16 protein-coding genes and 7 pseudogenes are annotated in these 21,351 nt (G+C 65.2%); 8 read left to right on the top strand and 15 right to left on the bottom strand.

The genetic code is table 11. The features are described 5' to 3' along the window. Nucleotides 1-191 precede the first annotated feature (191 nt). Nucleotides 192-1,535, top strand: a complete 1,344-nt coding sequence (locus ABIF91_RS15765; protein WP_208086440.1) for an IS1380-like element ISBdi2 family transposase — start codon at nt 192-194, stop codon at nt 1,533-1,535. Between the two features lie 211 nt (nt 1,536-1,746). Continuing rightward, a complete protein-coding gene (locus tag ABIF91_RS15760) occupies nt 1,747-1,935 on the top strand; it encodes a hypothetical protein (protein ID WP_424579233.1) in 189 nt (62 codons plus the stop codon). A gap of 246 nt (nt 1,936-2,181) precedes the next feature. Here ABIF91_RS15760 and ABIF91_RS15755 read toward each other — a convergent pair whose 3' ends face one another. From ABIF91_RS15755 to ABIF91_RS15740, 4 genes and pseudogenes are all read right to left on the bottom strand, one after another. After that, on the bottom strand, nt 2,182-2,832 hold the full coding sequence (locus ABIF91_RS15755) for a UPF0149 family protein (protein ID WP_063712394.1): 651 nt from the start codon (nt 2,830-2,832) through the stop codon (nt 2,182-2,184). Then, nucleotides 2,829-4,384, bottom strand: a pseudogene (tnpC, locus tag ABIF91_RS15750) (IS66 family transposase). The gene ABIF91_RS15755 and the pseudogene tnpC overlap by 4 nt, the downstream one beginning before the upstream one ends. Before the next feature lie 50 nt (nt 4,385-4,434). Then, complete coding sequence (gene tnpB / locus ABIF91_RS15745; RefSeq protein ID WP_018273742.1) at nt 4,435-4,791, bottom strand: IS66 family insertion sequence element accessory protein TnpB; 357 nt, start codon at nt 4,789-4,791, stop codon at nt 4,435-4,437. Then, complete coding sequence (locus tag ABIF91_RS15740) at nt 4,788-5,192, bottom strand: transposase (protein ID WP_424579232.1); 405 nt, start codon at nt 5,190-5,192, stop codon at nt 4,788-4,790. Before ABIF91_RS15740 ends, tnpB begins: the two co-directional genes overlap by 4 nt. Between ABIF91_RS15740 and ABIF91_RS15735 the strand changes: the two are divergent. The 3 genes and pseudogenes from ABIF91_RS15735 to istB form a co-directional block, all read left to right on the top strand. Continuing rightward, nucleotides 5,156-6,264: pseudogene (locus ABIF91_RS15735) on the top strand (IS3-like element ISRj2 family transposase); the annotation flags it as partial. The gene ABIF91_RS15740 and the pseudogene ABIF91_RS15735 overlap by 37 nt on opposite strands. Before the next feature lie 168 nt (nt 6,265-6,432). After that, nucleotides 6,433-7,344: pseudogene (gene istA, locus ABIF91_RS15730) on the top strand (IS21-like element ISFK1 family transposase); the annotation flags it as partial. An 18-nt stretch (nt 7,345-7,362) separates the two neighbouring features. Continuing rightward, nucleotides 7,363-8,124 (top strand): IS21-like element ISFK1 family helper ATPase IstB, encoded by a 762-nt coding sequence (gene istB, locus ABIF91_RS15725; RefSeq protein WP_011090937.1) that lies wholly within the window; start codon nt 7,363-7,365, stop codon nt 8,122-8,124. Between the two features lie 76 nt (nt 8,125-8,200). Here istB and ABIF91_RS15720 read toward each other — a convergent pair whose 3' ends face one another. From ABIF91_RS15720 to ABIF91_RS15710, 3 genes and pseudogenes are all read right to left on the bottom strand, one after another. Next, nucleotides 8,201-9,046, bottom strand: coding sequence for a recombinase family protein (locus tag ABIF91_RS15720; RefSeq protein WP_051393909.1), 846 nt, complete (start codon nt 9,044-9,046; stop codon nt 8,201-8,203). A gap of 9 nt (nt 9,047-9,055) precedes the next feature. Further along, nucleotides 9,056-9,229, bottom strand: a complete 174-nt coding sequence (locus tag ABIF91_RS15715) for a hypothetical protein (protein ID WP_018644991.1) — start codon at nt 9,227-9,229, stop codon at nt 9,056-9,058. A 45-nt stretch (nt 9,230-9,274) separates the two neighbouring features. Then, nucleotides 9,275-9,919: pseudogene (locus tag ABIF91_RS15710) on the bottom strand (magnesium chelatase domain-containing protein); the annotation flags it as partial. 228 nt (nt 9,920-10,147) lie between these two features. Here ABIF91_RS15710 and ABIF91_RS15705 point away from each other — a divergent pair. Together ABIF91_RS15705 and ABIF91_RS15700 are read left to right on the top strand one after the other, a co-directional pair. Further along, complete coding sequence (locus ABIF91_RS15705) at nt 10,148-10,393, top strand: PilZ domain-containing protein (protein ID WP_018644993.1); 246 nt, start codon at nt 10,148-10,150, stop codon at nt 10,391-10,393. 131 nt (nt 10,394-10,524) lie between these two features. After that, a pseudogene (locus tag ABIF91_RS15700) lies at nt 10,525-11,295 on the top strand (tetratricopeptide repeat protein). Nucleotides 11,296-11,374: 79 nt separating this feature from the next. Here ABIF91_RS15700 and ABIF91_RS15695 read toward each other — a convergent pair. The 7 genes and pseudogenes from ABIF91_RS15695 to rsmI all read right to left on the bottom strand — a co-directional run bounded on the left by ABIF91_RS15695 (nt 11,375) and on the right by rsmI (nt 18,462). Beyond that, nucleotides 11,375-12,664, bottom strand: a complete 1,290-nt coding sequence (locus tag ABIF91_RS15695) for an AAA family ATPase (protein ID WP_028178957.1) — start codon at nt 12,662-12,664, stop codon at nt 11,375-11,377. Continuing rightward, nucleotides 12,661-13,395: a CpaD family pilus assembly protein gene (locus tag ABIF91_RS15690; protein WP_028178956.1), complete on the bottom strand. Its 735-nt coding sequence runs from the start codon at nt 13,393-13,395 to the stop codon at nt 12,661-12,663. Before ABIF91_RS15690 ends, ABIF91_RS15695 begins: the two co-directional genes overlap by 4 nt. Nucleotides 13,396-13,451: 56 nt before the next feature. After that, a complete protein-coding gene (locus ABIF91_RS15685; RefSeq protein WP_028178955.1) occupies nt 13,452-14,969 on the bottom strand; it encodes a type II and III secretion system protein family protein in 1,518 nt (505 codons plus the stop codon). 10 nt (nt 14,970-14,979) lie between these two features. Then, nucleotides 14,980-15,798, bottom strand: a complete 819-nt coding sequence (cpaB, locus tag ABIF91_RS15680; protein ID WP_028178954.1) for a Flp pilus assembly protein CpaB — start codon at nt 15,796-15,798, stop codon at nt 14,980-14,982. Nucleotides 15,799-16,164: 366 nt separating this feature from the next. Then, nucleotides 16,165-17,109: a glutathione synthase gene (gshB, locus tag ABIF91_RS15675; RefSeq protein ID WP_028178953.1), complete on the bottom strand. Its 945-nt coding sequence runs from the start codon at nt 17,107-17,109 to the stop codon at nt 16,165-16,167. A 10-nt stretch (nt 17,110-17,119) separates the two neighbouring features. Continuing rightward, on the bottom strand, nt 17,120-17,521 hold the full coding sequence (locus tag ABIF91_RS15670) for a YraN family protein (protein ID WP_424579231.1): 402 nt from the start codon (nt 17,519-17,521) through the stop codon (nt 17,120-17,122). Then, a pseudogene (rsmI, locus tag ABIF91_RS15665) lies at nt 17,508-18,462 on the bottom strand (16S rRNA (cytidine(1402)-2'-O)-methyltransferase). Before rsmI ends, ABIF91_RS15670 begins: the two are co-directional and overlap by 14 nt. Nucleotides 18,463-18,813: 351 nt before the next feature. Here rsmI and ABIF91_RS15660 point away from each other — a divergent pair. Continuing rightward, nucleotides 18,814-20,044: pseudogene (locus ABIF91_RS15660) on the top strand (penicillin-binding protein activator). Between the two features lie 116 nt (nt 20,045-20,160). On the opposite strand, the gene hemW reads toward ABIF91_RS15660, so the two are convergent. Continuing rightward, nucleotides 20,161-21,342 carry a radical SAM family heme chaperone HemW gene (gene hemW, locus ABIF91_RS15655; RefSeq protein WP_028178948.1) on the bottom strand — a complete coding sequence of 394 codons (1,182 nt, stop codon included), beginning with the start codon at nt 21,340-21,342 and terminating at the stop codon, nt 20,161-20,163. Nucleotides 21,343-21,351: the final 9 nt, after the last annotated feature.

The raw sequence follows: 21,351 nt of genomic DNA, 5'->3' as shown, positions 1-21,351 counted from the left end.
CGGTTTCTTTGGACGCGGCACGACCGCGACTCCACGTTTCGGCACAGAAATGATCGGGAGTCACTCAATCTTTCTTCAACTTAACCCGTCTTATTCGTAAGAGTGCGCCTGAGGGGTAAAGCGCTGATGCGGCGTAGGATTCGGTTGCGAAGCCAACCCCATCACCTCCAACCGCGAACGCCACGCCCGCCATGACCGACGATACGATTCCGCCCTTCTCGTTTCCAGCCGTTCACGCCAAGAAAGTCACAGCTGCCTTCGATGGTGGGCGCCTAACCTCGAACGGGGGCGTGATGCTTCTGGCGATGGCCGAGCGGCGTCTCGGTTTGGCCAACAATCTGGCCCGGGTGTTCCCGGATCGGCGCGATCCGACGCGGGTCGTGCACAGCCTGGTCGATATGTTCCGCGCTCGCATGTTCGCGATCTGCTGCGGCTACGAGGACGCCGACGACCTCGATCATCTGAGGTCCGATCCGGCATTCAAACTGGCCTGCGGTCGCCTACCGGACACGGGCCGGGATTTGTGTTCCCAGCCGACGCTGTCGCGGCTGGAGAATGCTCCGCGCCTGCGCGACGTGATCCGGCTGACCTACACTTTGGTCGACGCATGGATGGATAGCTACCCGCGCGAGCCGGCATCCGTCACGCTCGACATCGATGATACCTGCGACGTCGTCCACGGCCATCAGCAGCTCTCGCTGTTCAACGCTCATTATGACGAACGCTGCTTCCTGCCGATCCACGTCTACGACACGGAGAAGAGCCGGCCCGTGGCCGTCGTGCTGCGGCCCGGCAAGACGCCGGGCGGCGTCGAGGTGCGTGCCCATCTGCGCCGCCTGGTACGGCATATCCGGACGCGATGGCACAACACGCAAATTACGTTCCGTGGCGACGGGCACTATGCCCGGCCGGAGGCAATGGCGTGGTGCGAGACCAACGGCATCGACTACATCTTCGGTCTGTCCGGCACCAAGCCTCTCGCCAGAAAAGTCGACGAGGTCGCCGACGACATCCGCACGCGACGCGCCATCGAGAACCTGCCGGTTCTGCGTGGCTATACCGAGACGCGCCACAAGGCAAAGTCCTGGGATCGCGAACGGCGCACTGTCGCCCGTATTGAGGCGACGATGCTCGGCCTCGACATCCGCTTCGTCGTCACCAGCCTCGATGTCGGCTCGGCCGAGTGGATCTACGACAGCCTGTATTGCGCGCGCGGCCAAGCCGAGAATCTGATCAAGCTGCATAAGACGCAGCTCGCCTCCGATCGCACCAGCTGCCGTTCGGCGCTCGCCAACCAGGTCCGTCTCGTGCTCCATACGGCCGCTTATTGGCTGATGCTGACCGTGCGCGACGCCATTCCCAAAGCCCGGGAATTGGCCGCTGCCGAGTTCGCGACGCTGCGTCTTCGGCTCTTGAAAATCGCCGCCCGTGTCGTCGAGACCACGAGCCGCATTCGCCTTGCGTTTGCCGCGGCATGTCCCGAAGCCGACCTGATCTGCGGCTTGCCCGGCGCGCTGCTGCCGCTCGGTCCTTGACCGGCGGGGCGTCCGCCCCCGTTCGCCCAACCCATCCCTCAAGCGCGTTGCAAAGTACCGGTCGTCAGGCGGCGAAAAGCCGAAGGCAATCCTGTGCGCCTCGTCAGACAAGATGTGCGGCCGCATCAATCGGGCCCAAAAGCCGCACTCTCACGAATAGGACGGGCTAGTTGAGATTAGAAAGACGGCTCTAAAGGACATCTCTAAAATCGTGAGCATGGAGGCAGACGAGCTAATTCGCGCGCACTTGCTCCATATCATCGACTTTGCCAAGAACAACAAAGACAAGGCCGATAAGAGCTGGCCCGTGCTGCTAAAGAGCAACGCGTTTTTCAATCACATAACGGCATACGTGGCCGGCGTCGCAAAGGGCCGCGCTGCCGCAGGATCCGCCCATTAATCGCCGCGGTGGATCCCTCTCGTAGTGCAGCGGGTCTCCTATCGCTGAGCCTCGTTCGGCGGGTACCCTTTTTGGCCTCAAGCCCCGGCCGGATTTCAGGGCCGCCTTGACGTGTTCCTTGGCTGGTTGTTTCCGCCGATGCTCTGGTCGATGCGGCTCCTGCCGTTCTGATGGCGGAGAGCCCGCCCCGGATGGATCGTAAACGGTACGAGAGGCCCACGGAGCCACGGACTTGGTGCGGACGGCCTACGCACCGCGCTTGAAGCGTATAGGCATCCAGAACTGCCGGAGGGCCTCGACGGTTGCTGGAATGTTGCGCCAGGCGTTTTGGATGATGGGCTGCGTTCCCAGCGTGCGCCGGGCCGGGGGTAGCAAGGGTCGACCGGCGTCGTCGATGCAATGGACCAAGATCGGCCGCAGCATAAGGTGTTCGGTTCCATTCGGGGGGAGAAGCCGCGACCAGACGAGAAGCCGAAGCTTCATGACGGCGTAGAAGCCCATGCACCAGGGCTGCGGGTCGACTTCGCCGTCCGGTGATCGCACGAACAGCGGCTCGAAGCTCTCCGGTCTCGTCGACAGCGTCTCGCTGATAGCGTTGTGGCGCATCAGCGTGGCGGCGATTGCCGAGAACTCCTCGGTGTCGTGATTGAAGGCGTCGGGATCTACGCCGAGGAGCGGGCACACCCATTCCTCGGACGCCATCGAGACCGGCCCGGCGACGACCGCGGCCACCGCGCCATCGAGCATGGAGAGCGACGTCGCCCGCGGATGCCGAAGCGTCGGCGACCTGGCGCGCTTGCTGATCCATTGCCCGAGCCGTTCGAACGACATGGCATAGTCCGCCATCGTCGTCTTGCGTGCTTTTCGCGTTCCCCGCCCTTGCTTCGGCTTCGTCATGCCACGGCCCGCTTTTCGGCTTCGCGTGCGGCCTTCCAGTTCCAGGCCAGAAGTTCGTGAAGCTGGTTGGTCTTCGTGGCGCCGCTCACCATGCGATCGAGAACGTCGACGAGATACGCCTCGGGGTCGAGGCCATTCAATTTCGCTGTGTTAAGAAGCGAAGCGAGTATCGCCCAGGTCTCGCCCCCGCCTTCGTCACCACTGAACAACGAGTTCTTTTTTCCGATCGCAATTGGCCTGATCGATCGTTCGACCGTGTTGGTGTCCGGCTCGAGCCGCCCGTCATCCAGGAACGTCGTCAGGCCCTGCCAGCGTTCGAGCATGTAGTCGATCGCCTTGATGAGCGTCGAGCGGCGGGAGATCCCGTCCTTCACCGCGATCAGACGGGCCCTCAACGCCTCCATCAGCGGCTTCGTCTCGGCCTGTCGCGTCGCGCGGCGTTCCCCAGCATCGAGACCGCGGATCCTCTCCTCGATCGCGTAGACGGCCGCAATGCGCTCGATGACCTCCGCGGCGAAGGGTGAGTTCGTCGTCTTGTGCACCCTCACGAAGTTGCGGCGCGCGTGAACGAGACAATACGCCAGCTGGATCTGGCCCGACATCATCGCATCGCCCGCCAGCGAGGCGTAGGCGGCATAGCCGTCGACTTGCAGCACGCCTTCGAAGCCGGCTAACTGCGCCACGATCTCCTTTTTGCCGCGACCACCTGCGAACACGTAGGCGACCGCCGGCGGCGCCGGCCCCTTCCACGCCCGATCGTCCGTCGCGTGCGCCCAGAACTGGCAGATCCTCGTGCGGCCGCGTCCCGGATCGAGCACTGGCATCGGCGTCTCGTCGCAGAACAGCCGCTCGAAGCCGTGCATAGTCTTCAGTTGCAGATCGTAGAGGCCCCTGACCAGCCACGCCGCGCTCCCCATCCAGCGCGCCAGCGTCTGACGGTCGACGACGACACCCTGACCCGCCAGGATCTGCGTCTGGCGATAGAGCGTCGATTGCCAGGCATATTTGGCCGCGGCGATATGCGCGATCAGCGCCGTCGTTGCCATGCCGCCCTCGACGAGCCGCGCCGCGCCGGTGCCGGGGCCTGGACAATCGGGCCCTCACAGGAGCGGCAGGCGTATTTTGGACGGATCGTGCGGAGCACGCGCAGCCACGCGGGAACCCGATCGAGCGCTTCGCTGCTCTCCTCGCCGATCCGATGCATCTGACCCGTGCAGCACGGGCACAGCGTGGACGCCGGCTCGATCACCCGCTCGACCCGAGGCAGATGCGCCGGCAGCGCGCCGATGTTGCGCTTCGCTTTGCGCCGCTCCGGCCGCGGCGCGTCCGGTTTGTCGTCATTGGCCGGGAGCTGTGAGCCGGCGGTCCGTTCCAGATCAAACGCGATCTGTTCGGCGCAGACGATCGCCGCGCGCTCCGATCGTGCGCCGAAGATCAGGCTCTTCAACGTGGCGATCTCTGCGCGCAGATCATCGTTCTCGCCTTCGAAAGCCAGCACCATCTCGGCAAGAGCCGCAGGGTCAGAGGGGAGATCTTCGGGGCGAAGCGCCATATCGCAGAGCTACACGAACGCACTCGCAATCGCCAGCAAAACAAGACGCTTCAGGCAACCTTCGTCGGCCGCTTCGTCACCTTCGGGACCACACGCGACCACTCCGCAAGACCTTCAATCAGCATCGCCAGTTGCGCCCCCGTCACCGGCATCGTACCCTCGCGAACAGGTGGCCAGGCAAAGCCCCCATTCTCCAGCCACTTCGTCGCTAGAACCATTCCCGAGCCGTCAAAAACCAGTAGCTTCAAACGATCCGATCGCTTCGATCGGAAGACATAAACGTCACCGCTGTAGGGCTTGCCGCCTAATCCCTCCGCTACCAGCGCGACAAGGCCATGAACGCCTTTACGAAAGTCAATCGGCTGCGTCGCGACGAACACACGGACCATTGGACCGAAAGAGATCATCGCGTCGATCTCACCGCCGCCAGCACGCGCTCCAGCGTCGCGGCGTCGACGCCGACGGGCACGCGCACCGTCGCGCCCGCGATCATCACCTCGATCCGCTCGGCCGGATCCGTCAGAACATGCGCCTTATCGATCGCGTTCGGCTGCGCCTCGACGGCGGCCTGGAGCCTGACTTGCACGAACTGCGGCGCTTCGCTCGACGCGAGCCGCGCCTGGCGCCGCCACACACTGAGCAGTCCCCGGTTCACCCCGTTGCGTCGAGCCACCTCGGAAATGAGAGCTGGCCCCGCAAATTCGGACAGTAGCTTGAGTGGATTTTCTGCCTGACAGCGGCGAGGATTCTTGCTGCGAATCAGGAGCGAAGATGACGAAGAAGAGCCGCCGGACGCATTCTCCGGCATTCAAGGCGAAGGTTGCTTTGGCTGCGGTCAAAGGCGACAAGACACTGGCGGAGCTGGCGCAACTGTTTGATGTTCATCCGAACCAGATCACGATCTGGAAAAACCAGCTCCTGGAAGGCGCCGCCGGCGTGTTTGGGCATGACAAGACATCGGCCGAGACGCCGGTCGATTTGAAGGCGTTACATGCCAAGATCGGCGAGCTGGCGTTGGAAAACGATTTTTTGTCCGGCGCGCTCACCAAGGCGGGCCTGCTGAGCGCAAAGCGATGATCGACCGCGATCATGATCTTTCTATCGTGCGCCAGGCGAAGGTCCTGAAGCTGGCTCGCAGCACGGTCTACTATGAACCTCGGCCAGTTTCGGCCGAGGACCTTGCCTTGATGCGTCGGCTCGATGAGCTGCATCTCGATTATCCCTTCGCGGGAGCGCGTATGCTGCGATCGTTGCTGCGGCGGGAGGGCGTATACGCCGGTCGCCGCCACATCGCGACGCTGATGAAGCGCATGGGGATCGAGGCGGTCTATCGTCGCCCGAACACGAGCAAGCCGGCTCCGGGTCACAAGATCTACCCGTACCTGTTGCGCGGATTGAAGATCGAGCGGCCCGACCATGCGTGGGCAATGGACATCACCTACATTCCGATGCGGCGTGGCTTCGTCTATCTCGCGGCGGTCGTCGATGTGTTCAGCCGACGGGTCCTGGCCCATCGCGTCTCGATCACAATGGAGGCGGCCTTCTGCGTCGAAGCGGTCCAGGAGGCGTTGGCGAAGCACGGCAGGCCCGAGATTTTCAACACGGATCAGGGCAGCCAGTTCACCAGCCTCGAGTTCACCGATGTGCTGCTGGACGCGAAGATCGCCATCAGCATGGACGGCAAGGGCGCCTGGCGCGACAACGTGTTTGTCGAGCGGCTCTGGCGCACGGTCAAATACGAAGAAGTATATCTCCGCGCCTACGACAGCGTGTCCGAGGCGCGAGCGTCAATTGCCAAGTATCTGGCCTTCTACAATCAGGGACGCCCTCACTCGAGCCTTGACGGGCGCACGCCCGACGAGGCTTACTTCGGCACGCAAGCTATGGTGATGGCCGCATGGCCGTCGCCGACGGTTTTTGTCGTCGCTCTGGTCGGGCTACGCCCTCCCGACGCAACGACAAAACCGTAAAGCCCCGCGTTCAGCATAACCCGGCAGGAATCCACTTAAATCCAGCGGGGCGCTGTCCAAACAACCGGGGCCAGCTCTGTGGTCTGCGACAACCTCAAAGCCGCCGTCAGCAACCCCGACCGCTACGATCCCGGCCTCAATCGCACTTATGCCGAGATGGCGAGCCATTACGGCACGGCCATTCTCGCCGCACGGCCGCGGCGCCCAAAAGACAAGGCGAAGGTCGAGGTCGCGGTGCAAATCGCCCAGCGCTGGATTCTGGCCCGGCTGCGCAATCAGCGCTTCTTTTCCCGGGCCGAGCTCAACGCCGCCATCAAGACACTCGTCGACGAACTCAATGCTCGTCAAATGCGTGGCTTCGGCTCAAGCCGCGCCGAACTGTTTGCCGAACTCGACAAACCCAAGCTAACCCCGCTGCCAGATCAGCCTTATGCCTTCGCACGCTGGAAGCGCTGCCGCCTCGCTCCCGATTATCATGTCGAGGTCGACGGCCATTGGTACTCCGCGCCGTATCGTCTGATTGGCGAGCTGGTCGATGCCCGTATCGACGATCGGACGGTCGAGATCTTCCACAAGGGCCAGCGGATCGCCAGCCATGCCCGCGCGCCCAACCGACGCGGACACACCACCATCGCCGACCACATGCCCAGCGCCCATCGCCGCTACGGCAAATGGACCCCCGCCGCGGTGATCGCCGCCGGCGAGCGGATCGGTCCTTCGACAGCAGCGTTTTTCCAGGCCGTGATCGACGCCCGCCCCCATCCAGAACAAGGCTTTCGAACCTGCCTTGGCATTCTGGCGCTCGTCAAAAGCTACGGCGCCGAACGCCTCGACGCAGCCTGCCGGAGGGGCATCCTCATCAAGGCGCGCTCCGTCGCCTCGATTAGATCGATCCTCCAGAACGGCCTCGATCGCACGTTCTTCGACGAATCTTTCGAGCACCAGCCCCTGCGCCACGGCAACATCCGCGGACGCGACTACTTCCACTGAAGCAAGGAGAGACCCGGCATGCTTAACCACCCAACCCACGAACGGCTGATCGAGCTTGGCCTGACCGGAATGGCCAAGGCCTTCGAGGAGCAGCGCCGATCGCCCGATCTCGAAGCCCTGCCGTTCGAAGATCGCATCGGCCTGTTGGTCGACCGCGAAGCCGCCGAACGCGACACCAGGCGGCTCACCACGCGCCTCAAGATCGCCGCACTGCGCCAGACTGCTTGCGTCGAGGACGTCGATCTGCGCACCCCGCGGGGCATCGACCGCGCCGTTTTCGCCAAACTCGTCGAAGGTCGCTGGATCGATCGCCACGAGAATTTGCTCGTCACCGGGGCAACCGGCCTGGGCAAAAGTTGGTTAGCCTGCGCGCTCGGCCACAAGGCCTGCCGCGACAACCGATCAGTCCTCTATCATCGCGTTCCAAGGCTGTTCGAGGCGCTCGCGCTCGCGCGCGGAGACGGACGTTACGCCCGGCTCCTCAAAAGCCTCGGCCGCGCTCAGCTTCTGATTTTGGATGATTGGGGACTATCGGTGCTCACCGCCGCGGAACGCCGCGATCTGCTCGAAATCCTCGAGGACCGCCATGGCCGCGCATCCACCATCGTCACAAGTCAGCTCCCCGTGGACACCTGGCATGGAGCCATTGGGGACCCCACGGTCGCCGACGCCATTCTCGATCGCCTCGTCCACAACGCCCACCGCCTCCAGCTCACCGGAGAAAGCATGCGAAAACGCAGCGCCAAAACCATCACCCTTGACGGCCAACCAGAACACTGACTCTATCTCCCATCGGCCGTAGCGGGCTGCTCACGATCGTCTGAATTCAGTGCTCACGATCGCGCGAAATCGATGCTCACGATCCGTGAAATCCGCAGCGCTTGCCATCAATCTTCCGCACCGTGTGCGGCACAAAGACCCCAATGGCGGCCTTGTTGGTCAGGAGCTTGCGGATGTAGGAGCGGTGCCAATACTTGGCCTTCCACTTCCCCGCGCCCCATGTGTCCTCCTTGGTATCGTTGAGGTGCGCAGCGATGCTGTGAGCCCCCGTTCCGTCGTCAGACATCTCGAACATCCACCGCAGCAACTTCGCTCGGTGTTCAATCAGCTCATAGCTTGCTGTCTGGGTGTTCCAGCGGATCCACGCGGGGAGCTTCAGGGTGTAGGGCTTGGTGAGCTTCTCCTGCCCCCTGAACTTCTCCCGTCTGGCGGCGTGCGCCTTGGCCACACGAACGCCCTTGGTGGCGCTCTCTTCGTTGGCGCGGATGAATTTGAGCACCATCATCATGAAGAGGAACGGGTCCTTTTCGAGCGTCTCGGCGCTGTACTCCCGTCCTCCATCGGACAGGTCCACAACGGTGATCCCATGCTCGATGATGTCTTCAATGACCCGCACCGCCCGTCGCGCTGCTTGCCTGCTGATGCGGTCAAGGCTCTCGACCAAGAGCCAAGAGCCGTGCGGTATCGTCCCGTCCTTGACGCGCTCAAGGAACACCCCGAGTTCCCCGGTCTCTCTATTGGCCCCTGTGAAGCCCGAGACGCCCTTATCTTGAAAAGTCAGCTCGTCATCCAAGGTGACCTTGGTTGCAGCGGCCCACGCCCGCGCTGCATCGGTCTGACGCTGGAGCGAATGGCCCTTGGCCTGCTCAGGTGTGCTGAACCGAACGTAGCTGTACGCCCTCGGGAGCCGCTGCGTGTCCATGGGCTTCCCTCAGCGGCTCAGAGCTTCGCGTGTGACCGTGGCGAGTACGGTATCGACGCAACCCCACCGGACGGCTAAGCGGTGCGCCCACGCCTCCACGCGTTCCCCAAGGGCTTGCTTGCGCTCCCCTGGGATCTGTACGGCCCAACTGAACTTGATGGCTGCGGTGGTGATGCGGTTCATGTCTGGTCTTCCCTATAGCGCCCACTTTGGGCATTGGGAAGATCACATGAGCAGGTGATGCCCGCCGGCGGCTGCGATCTCCAGCGCGCGCTTGGCGCTCTCCTGGCCCTTGATGTCGCGCAGGTCGAGCGTGGAGGCGGCGGCCTCGTGCACCTTCGGCGAGGGCCGCGACAGCACCTGCGTGCCCTTGAAATGGTTGGCGATCTGGATCAGCGAACTCGCCGCGACGATCTGGATGTCCGGGCTCGCCCAGGCCGCTTCGGAGCCGCAGGCCGCCGGGCAGATCAGCCCTTCCTCGCGCGCATTGGCGCCGATCGCGGCGGGAAGAACGCCGGCCACCGGGGCGATCGAGCCGTCGAGGCCGAGCTCGCCGAGAACGGTGATGCCGGTCAGCGCATCCGGCGGGATCGCGCCGATCGCCGCCATCAGCCCGAGCGCGATCGGCAGGTCGTAATGGCTGCCTTCCTTCGGCAGGTCGGCCGGTGCCAGATTGACGATGATCCGCCGCGCCGGCAGCGCCAGCCCCGAGGCGATCAGCGCCGAGCGCACCCGCTCGCGCGCCTCCGACGCCGCCTTGTCCGGAAGGCCGACGATGGCGAAGGCCGGCAGGCCAGGGGCGACCTGCACCTGCACATCGACCGCACGGGCCTCGATCCCCTCAAAGGCGACGGTAGAAACCCGCTGAACCATGCTCGAACCAGCCTGCCCCTTTGCTCAATCGAGGGTAGCAGAGGGCGGCTGTTTCCGCAAGAACAATACGGGAACACTGCCCGACGCCTGCGCAGACCCTAACCAGTCGTAAACGCGACGCGGAGACTACGTCTCGAATGCTCGCTTCTGTCCTCAGCACATTCCAACGAATGTCCGTTACTCCTGGGCCTGCGGGATGGGCCGTGGTCTAACGGGTGAACAGTTCAAATGCTTGCAAATCGCCGGAGAAGCGAACGTCGGGTGTGCAGCCGGCTCGCCAAGATTCATTTTGGCGCGGGCTCGCTGCCGCGGGACTGCACGATCACGGATATTTCGGATGGGGGTGTGAAGGTGGTGGCGGAATTCCTGGAAGTGCCGCCGCAATTCACCATCATCTTCGCGCCCGACTATTCCCGCCAATGCCGCCTGCGCTGGCGCATCGGCTGCGAGTTCGGCGCCGAATTCGTCGACTAGGGTGATCCGGAAAAGCTGCGCAGCGGCTTTCCGAAAAGATCATGCGCAAAGGATAGAGCGACCCGCGTCCCTTAACGGGACTTTAGCGTTAATGGGTCAGCATCTCTGATCAGTTGCCGAGTGATCAGAGTATGTCCAAGCGTTCGTCCCTCGCCTCCCCGGCGAGATTCCTGCTTCCCGCGCTCCTGGTGCTCGGCCTCGGCGGTTGTCAAACCAATGGCATCGAGGATGTCACCGGCGCGCTCGGCGTCAGGTCGGAGCCGGCCGGCAAGGCCGAGGCCAAACCGGATATGGACGCGCTTCGCGAGCGCTATCGCGCCAGGCCCGGCGATCCCGGCGTTGCGCTCGCCTATGGCAAGGCGCTGCGCGAGACCGGTCAGCGCGCGCAGGCCGTCGCAGTGCTGGAGCAGGCCGTGCTCGGCCATCCCAGCAACAAGGCGCTGCTCGCCGGCTATGGCCGCGCGCTCGCCGACAACGGCAATTTCCAGCAGGCGTTCGACGTCCTCGGCCGTGCGCATACGCCTGAGCATCCGGACTGGCGCATCCTGTCGGCGCAGGGCGCGGCGCTCGATCAGCTCGGCCGCAACGAGGAGGCGCAGCAATATTACGCCAGCGCCTTGTAGATCGTGCCCGACGAGCCGCAGGTGCTGTCCAATCTCGGCCTGTCCTACATGCTCCAGAACAATCTGCCGCGGGCCGCGGAAACCTTGCGTCGCGCGCATGAGCGCAATCCCGCCGATTCCCGCGTGCGCGCCAATCTTGCGCTCGTGCTGGGGCTGGAAGGAAAGCAGGCCGAGGCCGAGGCCATCGTGAAGGCCGATCTGCCGCCCGATCAGGCGGCAGCCAAGGTCACCGCGTTGCGGCAGCTGCTGGCGCGGAAGCAGCAGCGGGCGGACAAGTAGCTCGCTCTTTCCGGATTGTTATCCTGACGCGTTTTCGTGACGCAACCGGCATCCACTTCGTCGAAAACGCCTCTGGTCCCTACGACGCCTTGCGATGCGGGGCTGACCCGCGCCCCGACCTGCCCTTCAGCTTCTTCAGGAGCGGCTCGAGCAGCGAGCGCTTCGGCTTCTTCACCTCGCCGCGGCCGGCGAGGCGGTTCGCCATGTTCTGGAACAGAAGGGTGGTGCGGTGGGTCTTGGAGACCTCCGCGATCATCTGGCCGTTATTGGCCGCGGTCGAGAACAACTTCGAATCGAACGGGATCACCGCGATCGGCTGACTCTCCATGGTCTTGGCAAACGCCTTGACCTCGATCTCCGCGCGCTTGTGCATGCCGACCTGGTTGAGGCAGTACAGCGGCGGGCGATCATTGGGGCGTGCCGCCTTCAGCACGGTCAGCATGTTCTTGGTGTTGCGCAGGTTCGCGAGATCGGGCTCGGCCACGATCACGATGTCGTCGGCGTTGACCAGCGCGCGCCGCGTCCAGCCGGACCATTGATGGGGAACGTCGAGCACGATGCAGGGCGTGGTCATGCGCAGCGTGTCGAACACCGCATCGAAGGCTTCGGCACCGAAATCATAGACCCGGTCGAGCGCAGCCGGCGCCGCCAGCAGGCTGAGGCGATCGGTGCATTTGGCGAGCAGGCGCTCCATCAGCGCCGTGTCCGGCCGGTCCTGCGACAGCACCGCATTGGCGATGCCCTGCACCGGATCCTGGTTGTAGTCGAGGCTCGCCGTGCCGAAGGCGAGGTCGAGATCGATCACGACGGAATCGAGCGCAAGGTCCCGGGCGATGGTCCAGGCCACATTGTGCGCGACGGTGGACGCACCGACGCCGCCCTTGGCGCCGACCACGGCGATGACGCGGCCGGTGATGATGGCCTCGGAAGCCGAGAACAGGCTGCAGATCGAGCGAACGACATCGAGTGTTTCGACCGGGCCGACCACGTAGTCGTTGACGCCGCGGCGCACCAGCTCGCGATAGGGCGCGGTGTCGTTGGGATTGCCGATCACGACCACGCGGGTGCCGGGATCACAGACGCCGGCGAGGTCGTCCAGGCCCTCGAGGATGTCGCGCGTGCCGTCGGACTCGATGACGATCACGTTCGGCGTCGGCATCGATTCATAGACCTCGATCGCCGCGGCGAGGCCACCGTCCTTGACGGTGAGGTGGGCCTTGGCGAGCCGGCGATCCTCGCCCGCCGCGGTCATCGCCTTGAACGTCTGCTCGGTCTCGCAAAAGGCTTGCACGGAAATGCGAGGAACCGGTGCAATGTGTTCCTCGGGGTGCCGCGGATCGTCCGCTTCTTCGTCGTCGAAGTTTGTCATTGGCCGGTGTCGCTGAGTTTGGCCTTGTCGGATTCGGGATAGGCGGTCGTGGTCGTCGTGCCCTTGCGATAGCGTTCGAACGCGATGTTGCGCCGTGCGGTATAGGCGGGCGTCTCGGCGCGCGGTTGCTCGAGATCGGCCGGGTTGTCGATCATGGCCGCGAGATTGCGCTGGGTGGCGCAGCCCAGATTGAAATAGGGCCGGTTCTCGTTGTAGCCGGGGTCGAGGATGGAGGGGCCGACGTCTTCCGGCCACAGCCCGCAGGGGCCGGCGACGGCCGCGATCTTCGAATAGCTCAGGCGGATGGTGGGCAGCAGCCCGGGATCCTCAGGGCGATAGGGATGCTGGACGATGGCACGCGACGGCACGCCGCCCGACGCCAGCACGGACCGGATTTCCTGGTAGGTCGCAGCAGCCGCGCGCGAATTGGGGGTGTCGACAGGCACGTCGACGACGACGGAGCCGGTGCCTTCGCGCGCCCAGTCCCGCGCGATGCCCGCGACGTCCGAGTGCTGGGCGGCCGAGAGGCCGCCTCTCGCCTTGCCGACGAAGATCACGATCGAGCGCTTGCCCTCCTGCACCGCGATCGGGTGACGCTGGCGATAATCGGTCGGCACCGTCTGGGTAACGATCTCGCCGGTGGTGTTGCAGGCGCCCAGCATGACGGAGATCCCCGCCAGTGCCAGCACCACGCCCAGATTGCGACGTCGATCGGCTGTCGTCTTCGTCATCGCCTCATCCCCTCCTGCCCCAATTCCTGCACCGGTCCCCACGCCGCGCGTTCGTCTCAGTCGATGATGAAGCCGAAATCACCCGGCGTGCCGCTGATCGGATCGACGCGGCGCGCGATGCCGTAGAGGCGGTTCATGCGGCCGAGCAGCGCCGTCTGCGCATCCGAGGCCGGCGCAAAGCCGTCGTCGGGCCGCGACAATTCCTTCTGGGCGACCGCGCGGACCACATAGGGCGTCACGATCACCATCAGCTCCGTCTCGTTGTTGACGAAGTCCTGGCTGCGGAACAGCGCGCCGATGATCGGCAGCTGGTCGACGCCGGGCAGGCCGTTGATCGCCTGCTTGGTCTGCTGCTGGATCAGGCCGGCCATGGCCATCGACCCGCCCGAGGGAATTTCCAGCGTGGTCTCGGCGCGGCGGGTCTGGATCGACGGGATGGTGATCGAGCTGGTCTGGCCCGCGGACACCGCTTGCGTCACGGAGATGGCGTTCTGACTCGACAGCTCCGAGACTTCGGTCATCACGCGCAGGCTGATACGTCCCTCGCTGAGCACGACCGGCGTGAAGTTCAGGGAGATGCCGAACTTCTTGTAGGTGATCTGGGTGGTACAGACATGGGTGACCGGATCGCAGGAATAGCCCGCAGGGATCGGGAATTCGCCGCCGGCAATGAAAGTGGCGGACTCGCCGGAGATCGCCGTCAGGCTGGACTCGGCCAGGGTCCGCATGACGCCGGCGCTTTCCATCGCGCGCATCGTGGCGTTGACCGTGGCCACGCCTTTTGCGAGTCCGGTGACACCGAGCCCGTTGCTGCTGACGAGCGGGCCGCCGGAGACCGAGAACGGGTTGGAGTTATTGAAATTCACCACCGCGGTGCCGGCATTCAGGCTGGCGCTGAGATCGACGCCGAGCTGCTTGACGATGTCGCGGCGCACTTCGCCGACGACGACCTTGAGCATCACCTGGTCGCGGCCGCGCACGATGATGTTGTTGACGACTTTCTCGGCGCTGCCGACGAGCTTGGCGGCGACGTCACCGGCTTGCTGAGCCTCGACCGGGCTCGACACCGAGCCGGTCAGCATCACGCTGTCGCCGACGCCTTCGACCTGTACGCCCGGCAAGGACTGGCGCAGCGCAGCGCGCATGCCGTTGAGATCGCGCTTCACGGCGATGTCGTAGGAGGCGACCTGCTGGCCGTCGGCGCTGAAGAACACGACGTTGGTCTGGCCGACCTGGCCGCCGATGATATAGGCGCGCTGCGCCGAGCGGATCACCGCGTTGGCGATCTTGGGGTCGGCCACGAGCACGTCCTTGACCTCGCGCGGCAGGTCGATGACGACGGATTTGCCGACGCCGAGCGACAGGAATCGCGTCCTCGCCGCTGCGACCGTCGAGACCGGCGACACGCCGAGGTCGGGCGCTTGCATCGGCGCCTGGTCGCCAACCGGCGCATCCGCAGCGCTGACGGCGTCGAAGGCTGCGAGCAGCCCCAGCATCAACATCGTCCCCGCCAGGAACGAGCGCGCGCGCTTCCCCCGAATGCGCAGGCTCGTCCGATCACCCCCGTAACTCATGCTATCCCCATCACTTCTGTGACGTCAGTTGTCGTGCCTGCACGCCGTAACGGATCACGTTCACGCCGCCCGGGCGCTTGACCGCCTGGTCCTCGGGCGTGCCCTCGAATGCGTTGGCATCGACGATGCTGCGCAGCGCGAGCGTCAGCGTGCCGCCCTGGCGTGCGGCCGAGAGCGTTGCGACCTGGTCGGGTCGGAGCTCGAGCGTGACGGTCTTGCCGAGCACGGCGTTCTGGCCGTCCTTTTCCTTCGGCGCCTGGTCGATCGCGAGCACGCGGATGTTGGTGAGAATGACCTCGGACAGGATGAGGTCGTTGCCGCCGGTCGGGCCATCGCTGTTGCCGTCGGGATTCTTCAGGCGGCGGGTCAGGATGATGTCGACGCGGTCGTTCGGAAGGATGAAGCCGCCGGCGCCCGTTTCGGCTGAAATCTCGGTGGAGACGGCGCGCATCCCGGACGGCAGGATCGCGGCCATGAAACCGGAGCCTTCGGCCCTGACCAGCTTCTGCTCACGGATCGGCTCGCCCTGCATCAATGGCACGCGTGCGATCGAGCCGGCGATCTGGGTCTGCGCGTCGGGCCTGCCGTCGCGGCGGATGAAGGCGCTGCTCGCCGTCGCGGCCGGCCAGGCCTGCCATTGCAGGTCGTCGGGCTTCACGGCCTGGCCGAGCTGGATATCGTTCTTCGCGACGAGCACCTCGACCGTCGGCAGCTTCTCGGCGACGGGAAGGGCAGGCGCGGGATTGTTGTCGAAGCCGCTCGCCAGATACGCAGCGACGCCGCCGGCGCCCAGTGCGATGACGAGAACGACGATGCGTGCGGTGTTCATGCGCCTCTACTCTTACGCGGGGCACTCGAACTGCACTTTGCGTGTTCCCCCGCGTCGATGAGTAGGGAGCAAAAGTATAAGGGGTGTTGCGAGGCCGAATGCGATGGCCGGCCGCGATGCTGGTTTTAGGCGGATGGTGAACGTGGCGTTATTCGATCCGCCAGCGGCTCCGTAGTTTCACGCAGTGCGTCCCCTGCGTTCGAACGAACGCGGGCGGCTTCATGGTGAATGGGTGGTTAGCGACGCGCGCGTGATGGCGCGCCAACGGATCGCAGCAACGCCCCACAACATCGGTGTCGTCCCGGCGAACGCCGGGACAACGTTGAGGAGAGTTCGTGCGCTCCCCAACGCAATCATCGCAAAGCGCTACTTCGTCCGCTTCCGCTCGATCACGTCCCAGATCTTCGCTGCGACGTCAGGGCCGCCGAGCCGCGAGATGGCGCGGATGCCGGTCGGCGAGGTGACGTTGATCTCGGTGAGGTTGCCGTTGATGACGTCGATGCCGACGAACAGGAGGCCGCGCGCGCGCAGCGCCGGGCCGACGGTGGCGCAGATCTCGCGCTCGCGCGGGGTGAGCTCCGTTTCCTGCGCCGCGCCGCCGCGCACCATGTTGGAGCGGAGGTCGTCGGCGGCCGGCACGCGGTTCACCGCGCCGGCGAACTCGCCGTCGACCAGGATGATGCGCTTGTCGCCGTGCTTCACCTCGGGGATGAACTGCTGGATCACCCAGGGCTCCCTGAACGTCACCGAGAACATGTCGAACAGCGAGCCGAAATTCATGTCTTGCGGCATCACGCGAAACACCGCCGCGCCGCCATGGCCGTGCAGCGGCTTCATGACGACGGCACCGTGCTTGTCGCGAAACGCGTTGATCTCGTCCAGGTCGCGCGAGATCAGCGTCGGCGGCATCAGCTGCGGAAAATTCATCACGAACAGCTTCTCCGGCGCGTTGCGCACCGAGGCGGGATCGTTGACCACCAGCGTCTTCGGATGAATGCGCTCCAGGAAATGCGTCGAGGTGATGTAGGCGAGGTCGAACGGCGGGTCCTGGCGGAGCAGCACCACGTCGAAGCCGTTCAACGCTTCGCGCCTGGGCTCGCCCAAGGTGAAGTGGTCGCCGGGCTCGTCGCGCACGGTCAGGAGCTGAACCGGCGCGACCAGCTCTCCGCCGACCATCGAGAGCTTGTCGGGCGTGTAATAGGACAGGCCATGGCCGCGCTTCTGCGCTTCCAGAAGCAGCGCAAAAGTGGAATCGCCCTTGATGTTGATGCGGGCGATGGGATCCATCTGGACGGCGACATTGAGTTTCATGATCTGCCTTTCAGGTCGAGGCGTCGAATGCCGCCAACACATGGCGCGGAAGCGAGCGCGGCGCAATCAGCATCGCGTCGAATCGCAATTCGAATTCGGCATGCTCGGGATGCGCCACGAGCCAGCCTTGCGCGGCGTCGATGATGCGCTGCTGCTGGCGCGGCGTCACGGCGAAAGCGGCGTCGTCCAGGCTCGCCCGCGCCTTGACCTCCACGAAAGCGATCAGGTTGCGGCGGCGCGCCACGATGTCGATCTCGCCATGCGGGGTGCGGTAGCGTTTGGCGAGGATGCGGTAGCCCTTGGCCATCAGATAGGCCGCGGCGCGGCTCTCCGCGGAAATGCCGGTGCGGAACGCGGCGACGCGCTCGGGCGAGGCGACCTTCGGCTTCCTGGGGATCTCAGTCTTCGCCATCGCCGCCCCGAAGATCCTTTGCGAGCTCCAGCGCGCGGGTATAGACCTCGCGGCGCGGCCGGCCTGACAGTGCGACCGCATGCGCCACGGCATCCTTGACGCTGTTTGCGGCAAGCTGCTCGCGCAAGAGTCCGTCGAGCGCGTCCGATGCCAGCACGTCGGCGTCCGCTGCGGGCGGGCCGATCACCAGAACGAACTCGCCGCGCGTCTCGGGCGCATCGGCTTGCCGCGCGAGCTCGGCGAGCGGCGCACGCCTGACCTCCTCGTGCAACTTCGTCAGCTCGCGACAGACCGCGGCCTCGCGTTCGCCCATGATCTCCGCGAGATCGTCCAAGGTGGCCTGCATCCGGTTGCCCGATTCGAACATCACCAGCGTCGCGTCGATGCGCGCAAGCTCGGCCAGGCGTGCGCGGCGCGCGGCGGATTTCGCCGGCAGGAAACCCTCGAAGAAGAAGCGGTCGGTCGGCAGCGCGGCGACGGACAGAGCTGCCAGCACCGAGGACGGGCCGGGCAGCGCGTGCACCGGATGGCCGGCGGCGCAGACCTCGCGCACCAGCTTGAAGCCGGGATCGGAGATCAGTGGCGTGCCGGCGTCCGACACCAGCGCGACCGAGCCGCCTTGCGCCAGCGCCTCGAGAATCTTCGGACGCGCCGCTTCCGCATTGTGCTCGTGATATTGCTTGAGCGTTGCAGCGATCGCATAGCGCTCGGTCAGGCGGCGCGTGATGCGGGTGTCCTCGCAGGCGATGACATCGACGCCGGCGAGCGTCTGAAGCGCGCCGCAGGGTGATGTCGCCGAGATTGCCGATGGGTGTCGCGACCAGATAGAGGCCCGGCGCGGCCTTCGGCGCCGTGAGCCGATGGGCATCGATGGAGAAACCGCGCGAGGCGGCGTCTTGAGTAGCTTCAGACGTATTTATCGGGGCCGGCTTTGCGCGCATAATGAAGCCAACTTAGGCACGATCCGCAGGGCTGGGAACCGGCTGGTCGAAAAAGATCGTGCCCAAGATCGTGCCCAAGTGAGGGGGCGAGGAACGGACGGGAATGTGATCGGCCAAGGTCACCTCGAGTGGGAATGGGGGCCATCGCGCCATATTCACGACGGAAACGCCGCCTTGATGCTCGATGAGCGACGGCGAACGGCTGCCGGGACGGGAGGGCGGTCGCGTTAAGCGGCTGTTATCCTTTTGTTTTGGTTAACTGTTTGCCGACAATATGCCTGAATCCGCGGCCTGTGTCGCGGAAGGAATGTCGTGACCGGCCGGCGACGGCGGGTCAGAAGAGAAGCTGCCATGGTGGGCCCGCGTCATCCAAAGTCTCTCGCTCCGGGATCCCGATCGTCGGGGGCCACTCGCCGGAGCGCACTTGGCCTGTTGCTCGGTGCGCCCGTGCTGTCGGCCTGCGCCGGCGTGCAGCAGAGTCTCAGCCAGTTCTCCAACCCGTTCTCGAGCTCCGCGCCGCCGGCCCAGCCGGCAGGGCCCCCGCAACAGGCGACAACTGCCGGCACCGGCGGCGTGAAGGTCGCCGTGATTCTGCCGCTCTCCGCCGCCGGCAATGCCGGGCTCGCCGCGCAATCCATGCGCAACGCCGCCGAGATGGCACTGGCCGAGTTCCAGAACCCGAACATCCAGCTCCTGATCAAGGACGACAATGGCAGCCCGCAAGGCGCGCAAGTCGGCGCGCAGCAGGCGGTCGACGAAGGCGCCGAGATCATCCTCGGGCCACTGTTCGCGCAGTCGGTTCCGGCGGTGGCGCAGGTCGCGCGCACGCGCGGCATCTCCGTCATCGCCTTCTCGACCGATTCCAGCATCGCCGGACGCGGTGTCTATCTGCTCTCGTTCCTGCCGGAGTCCGACGTCAACCGCATCGTCGACTATTCCGCCAGCATCGGAAAGCGCTCCGTCGCCGTGCTGGTGCCCGACAATGCCTATGGCAATGTCGTCGAAGCCGCGGTGAAAGCAGCGGTGCCGCGGCGCGGTGGGCGCATCGTCGCCTTCGAGAAATACGGTGCCGATCGCGCCACGCCGGCGCGCACCGTGGCGCAGCAGCTCGGCAGCGCGGATGCGCTGTTCATTGCCGATGATGGCGATGCCGTGGTGTCGGTGGCGGATGCGATGACGGCGGCAGGCGCGAACCTGCGCAACATCCAGCTGCTCGGCACCGGCCTGTGGGACAATCCGCGCGTCTATGCCAGCGCCGCACTGCAGGGCGGCCTCTACGCCGCGCCCGACCCGGCCGGCTTTCGCGCCTTCTCCGGCCGATCGCACCAAATATGGCGGCGAGCCGGTGCGCACGGCGACATTGGCCTACGACGCGGTCGCCCTCGTCGCCGCACTGGCGCGCACGCAAGGTCCCACGCGCTTCTCGCCGGACGTGCTCACCAACCCTTCTGGTTTCGCCGGCATCGACGGCCTGTTCCGCTTCCGCGCGGACGGCACCAACGAGCGCGGGCTCGCGGTGATGAAGGTGACGCAGGGTGGCGGCGTTGCGGTCGCAGGCTCGCCGAAGAGTTTTGGGGCGTAGCTCAGGACGACGGTGCCGTAGGGTGGGCAAAGCGAAGCGTGCCCACGCATTTTTTGCGATCGAGAGAGATGGTGGGCACGGCGCAAGTGCGCCTTTACCCACCCTACAAGATCTCGCTAGGCCGCCAGATCCGCGACCACCGCGTCCAGCACCGGAAATCCGCTGCTGGTCACGCGCAGCCGGCCCGTCGGGTCCACGGTGATCGCGCCTTCCTCGCGCAAGAGCGCGATGCGGCGGGGGTCGAGCGGGCGGCCGGAGAGGGCCTTGTAGCGCTCGGGGTCAATGCCTTCGGCGAGGCGCAATCCCATCAGCAGGAATTCGTCGGCGCGCTCTTCGCTGTTGAGGCGCTCGTCGGTGACGATGCCGTGGCCGTTGGTCTCGACGCGCATCAGCCAGGCCTCGGGGCGCTTCTCGGTGGCGGTGGCGTGCCTGATACCGTCGATGTCAAGGCGGCCATGTGCGCCGGGGCCGATGCCGGCATATTCCTCGCCGCGCCAGTACACCAGATTGTGCCGGCACTCGGCGCCGCGCCGGGCGTGATTGGAGATCTCGTAGGCGGGCAGACCGAGCTTGTCGCAGGTCTCCTGCGTGACGTCGTAGAGCGCGCGCGCGACCGCTTCATCCGGCGTCTTCAATTTGCCGGCCTGGTGCAGGCCGAAGAACGGCGTGCCTTCCTCGATCGTCAATTGATAGAGCGACAGATGCTCGGCCGCTTCATCGATTGCCAGACGCAGTTCGTCGGCCCACATCGCCGGCGTCTGGTCGGGACGGGCGTAGATCAGGTCGAACGAATAGCGGTCGAACGAGCGGCGTGCGATGGCGACGGCATCGAGCGCCTCGCGCGCGCTGTGCATGCGGCCGAGCGCCTTCAGCGAGGCATCGTCGAGGGCCTGCACGCCGAGCGAGACGCGGTTGACGCCGGCGGTGCGATAGCCGGCGAAGCGCGTGGCTTCGACGCTGGTCGGGTTCGCTTCCAGCGTGACCTCGACGTCGCCTGCGACGGTCCAGTGCTTGCCGATCGCATCGAGCACGGCGCCGACCGTTGCGGGCTGCATCAGGGATGGCGTGCCGCCACCGAGGAAGATCGAGGTGACCTCGCGGCCCGGCGCACGCTCTGCGGTGGTTGCGATCTCGCGCGCAAAGGCGGAAGCGAAGCGCGCCTCGTCGATCGCGGCGTGGCGAACGTGGCTGTTGAAGTCGCAATAGGGACATTTCGACAGGCAGAACGGCCAGTGCACGTAGACGCCGAAAGCTTCGGATTGTTTTGACGCGTTTTCCCGGCGCGAACCGGTGTCCATTTCGCTCGA

Source organism: Bradyrhizobium sp. USDA 241, from assembly GCF_049739505.1.
Taxonomy (GTDB): Bacteria; Pseudomonadota; Alphaproteobacteria; order Rhizobiales; family Xanthobacteraceae; genus Bradyrhizobium; species Bradyrhizobium liaoningense.
Note: the sequence above shows the minus strand (reverse complement) of the source record. Positions and strands in the feature narration are given on the sequence as shown.

Coding starts and splice junctions, on each gene's coding strand:
- ABIF91_RS15765 (WP_208086440.1), top strand. CDS start 192: ATGACCGACGATACGATTCCGCCCTTCTCGTTTCCAGCCGTTCACGCC.
- ABIF91_RS15755 (WP_063712394.1), bottom strand. CDS start 2,832: ATGACGAAGCCGAAGCAAGGGCGGGGAACGCGAAAAGCACGCAAGACG.
- tnpB (WP_018273742.1), bottom strand. CDS start 4,791: ATGATCTCTTTCGGTCCAATGGTCCGTGTGTTCGTCGCGACGCAGCCG.
- ABIF91_RS15740 (WP_424579232.1), bottom strand. CDS start 5,192: ATGCCGGAGAATGCGTCCGGCGGCTCTTCTTCGTCATCTTCGCTCCTG.
- istB (WP_011090937.1), top strand. CDS start 7,363: ATGCTTAACCACCCAACCCACGAACGGCTGATCGAGCTTGGCCTGACC.
- ABIF91_RS15720 (WP_051393909.1), bottom strand. CDS start 9,046: ATGGACACGCAGCGGCTCCCGAGGGCGTACAGCTACGTTCGGTTCAGC.
- ABIF91_RS15715 (WP_018644991.1), bottom strand. CDS start 9,229: ATGAACCGCATCACCACCGCAGCCATCAAGTTCAGTTGGGCCGTACAG.
- ABIF91_RS15705 (WP_018644993.1), top strand. CDS start 10,148: ATGCTTGCAAATCGCCGGAGAAGCGAACGTCGGGTGTGCAGCCGGCTC.
- ABIF91_RS15695 (WP_028178957.1), bottom strand. CDS start 12,664: ATGACAAACTTCGACGACGAAGAAGCGGACGATCCGCGGCACCCCGAG.
- ABIF91_RS15690 (WP_028178956.1), bottom strand. CDS start 13,395: ATGACGAAGACGACAGCCGATCGACGTCGCAATCTGGGCGTGGTGCTG.
- ABIF91_RS15685 (WP_028178955.1), bottom strand. CDS start 14,969: ATGAGTTACGGGGGTGATCGGACGAGCCTGCGCATTCGGGGGAAGCGC.
- cpaB (WP_028178954.1), bottom strand. CDS start 15,798: ATGAACACCGCACGCATCGTCGTTCTCGTCATCGCACTGGGCGCCGGC.
- gshB (WP_028178953.1), bottom strand. CDS start 17,109: ATGAAACTCAATGTCGCCGTCCAGATGGATCCCATCGCCCGCATCAAC.
- ABIF91_RS15670 (WP_424579231.1), bottom strand. CDS start 17,521: ATGGCGAAGACTGAGATCCCCAGGAAGCCGAAGGTCGCCTCGCCCGAG.
- hemW (WP_028178948.1), bottom strand. CDS start 21,342: ATGGACACCGGTTCGCGCCGGGAAAACGCGTCAAAACAATCCGAAGCT.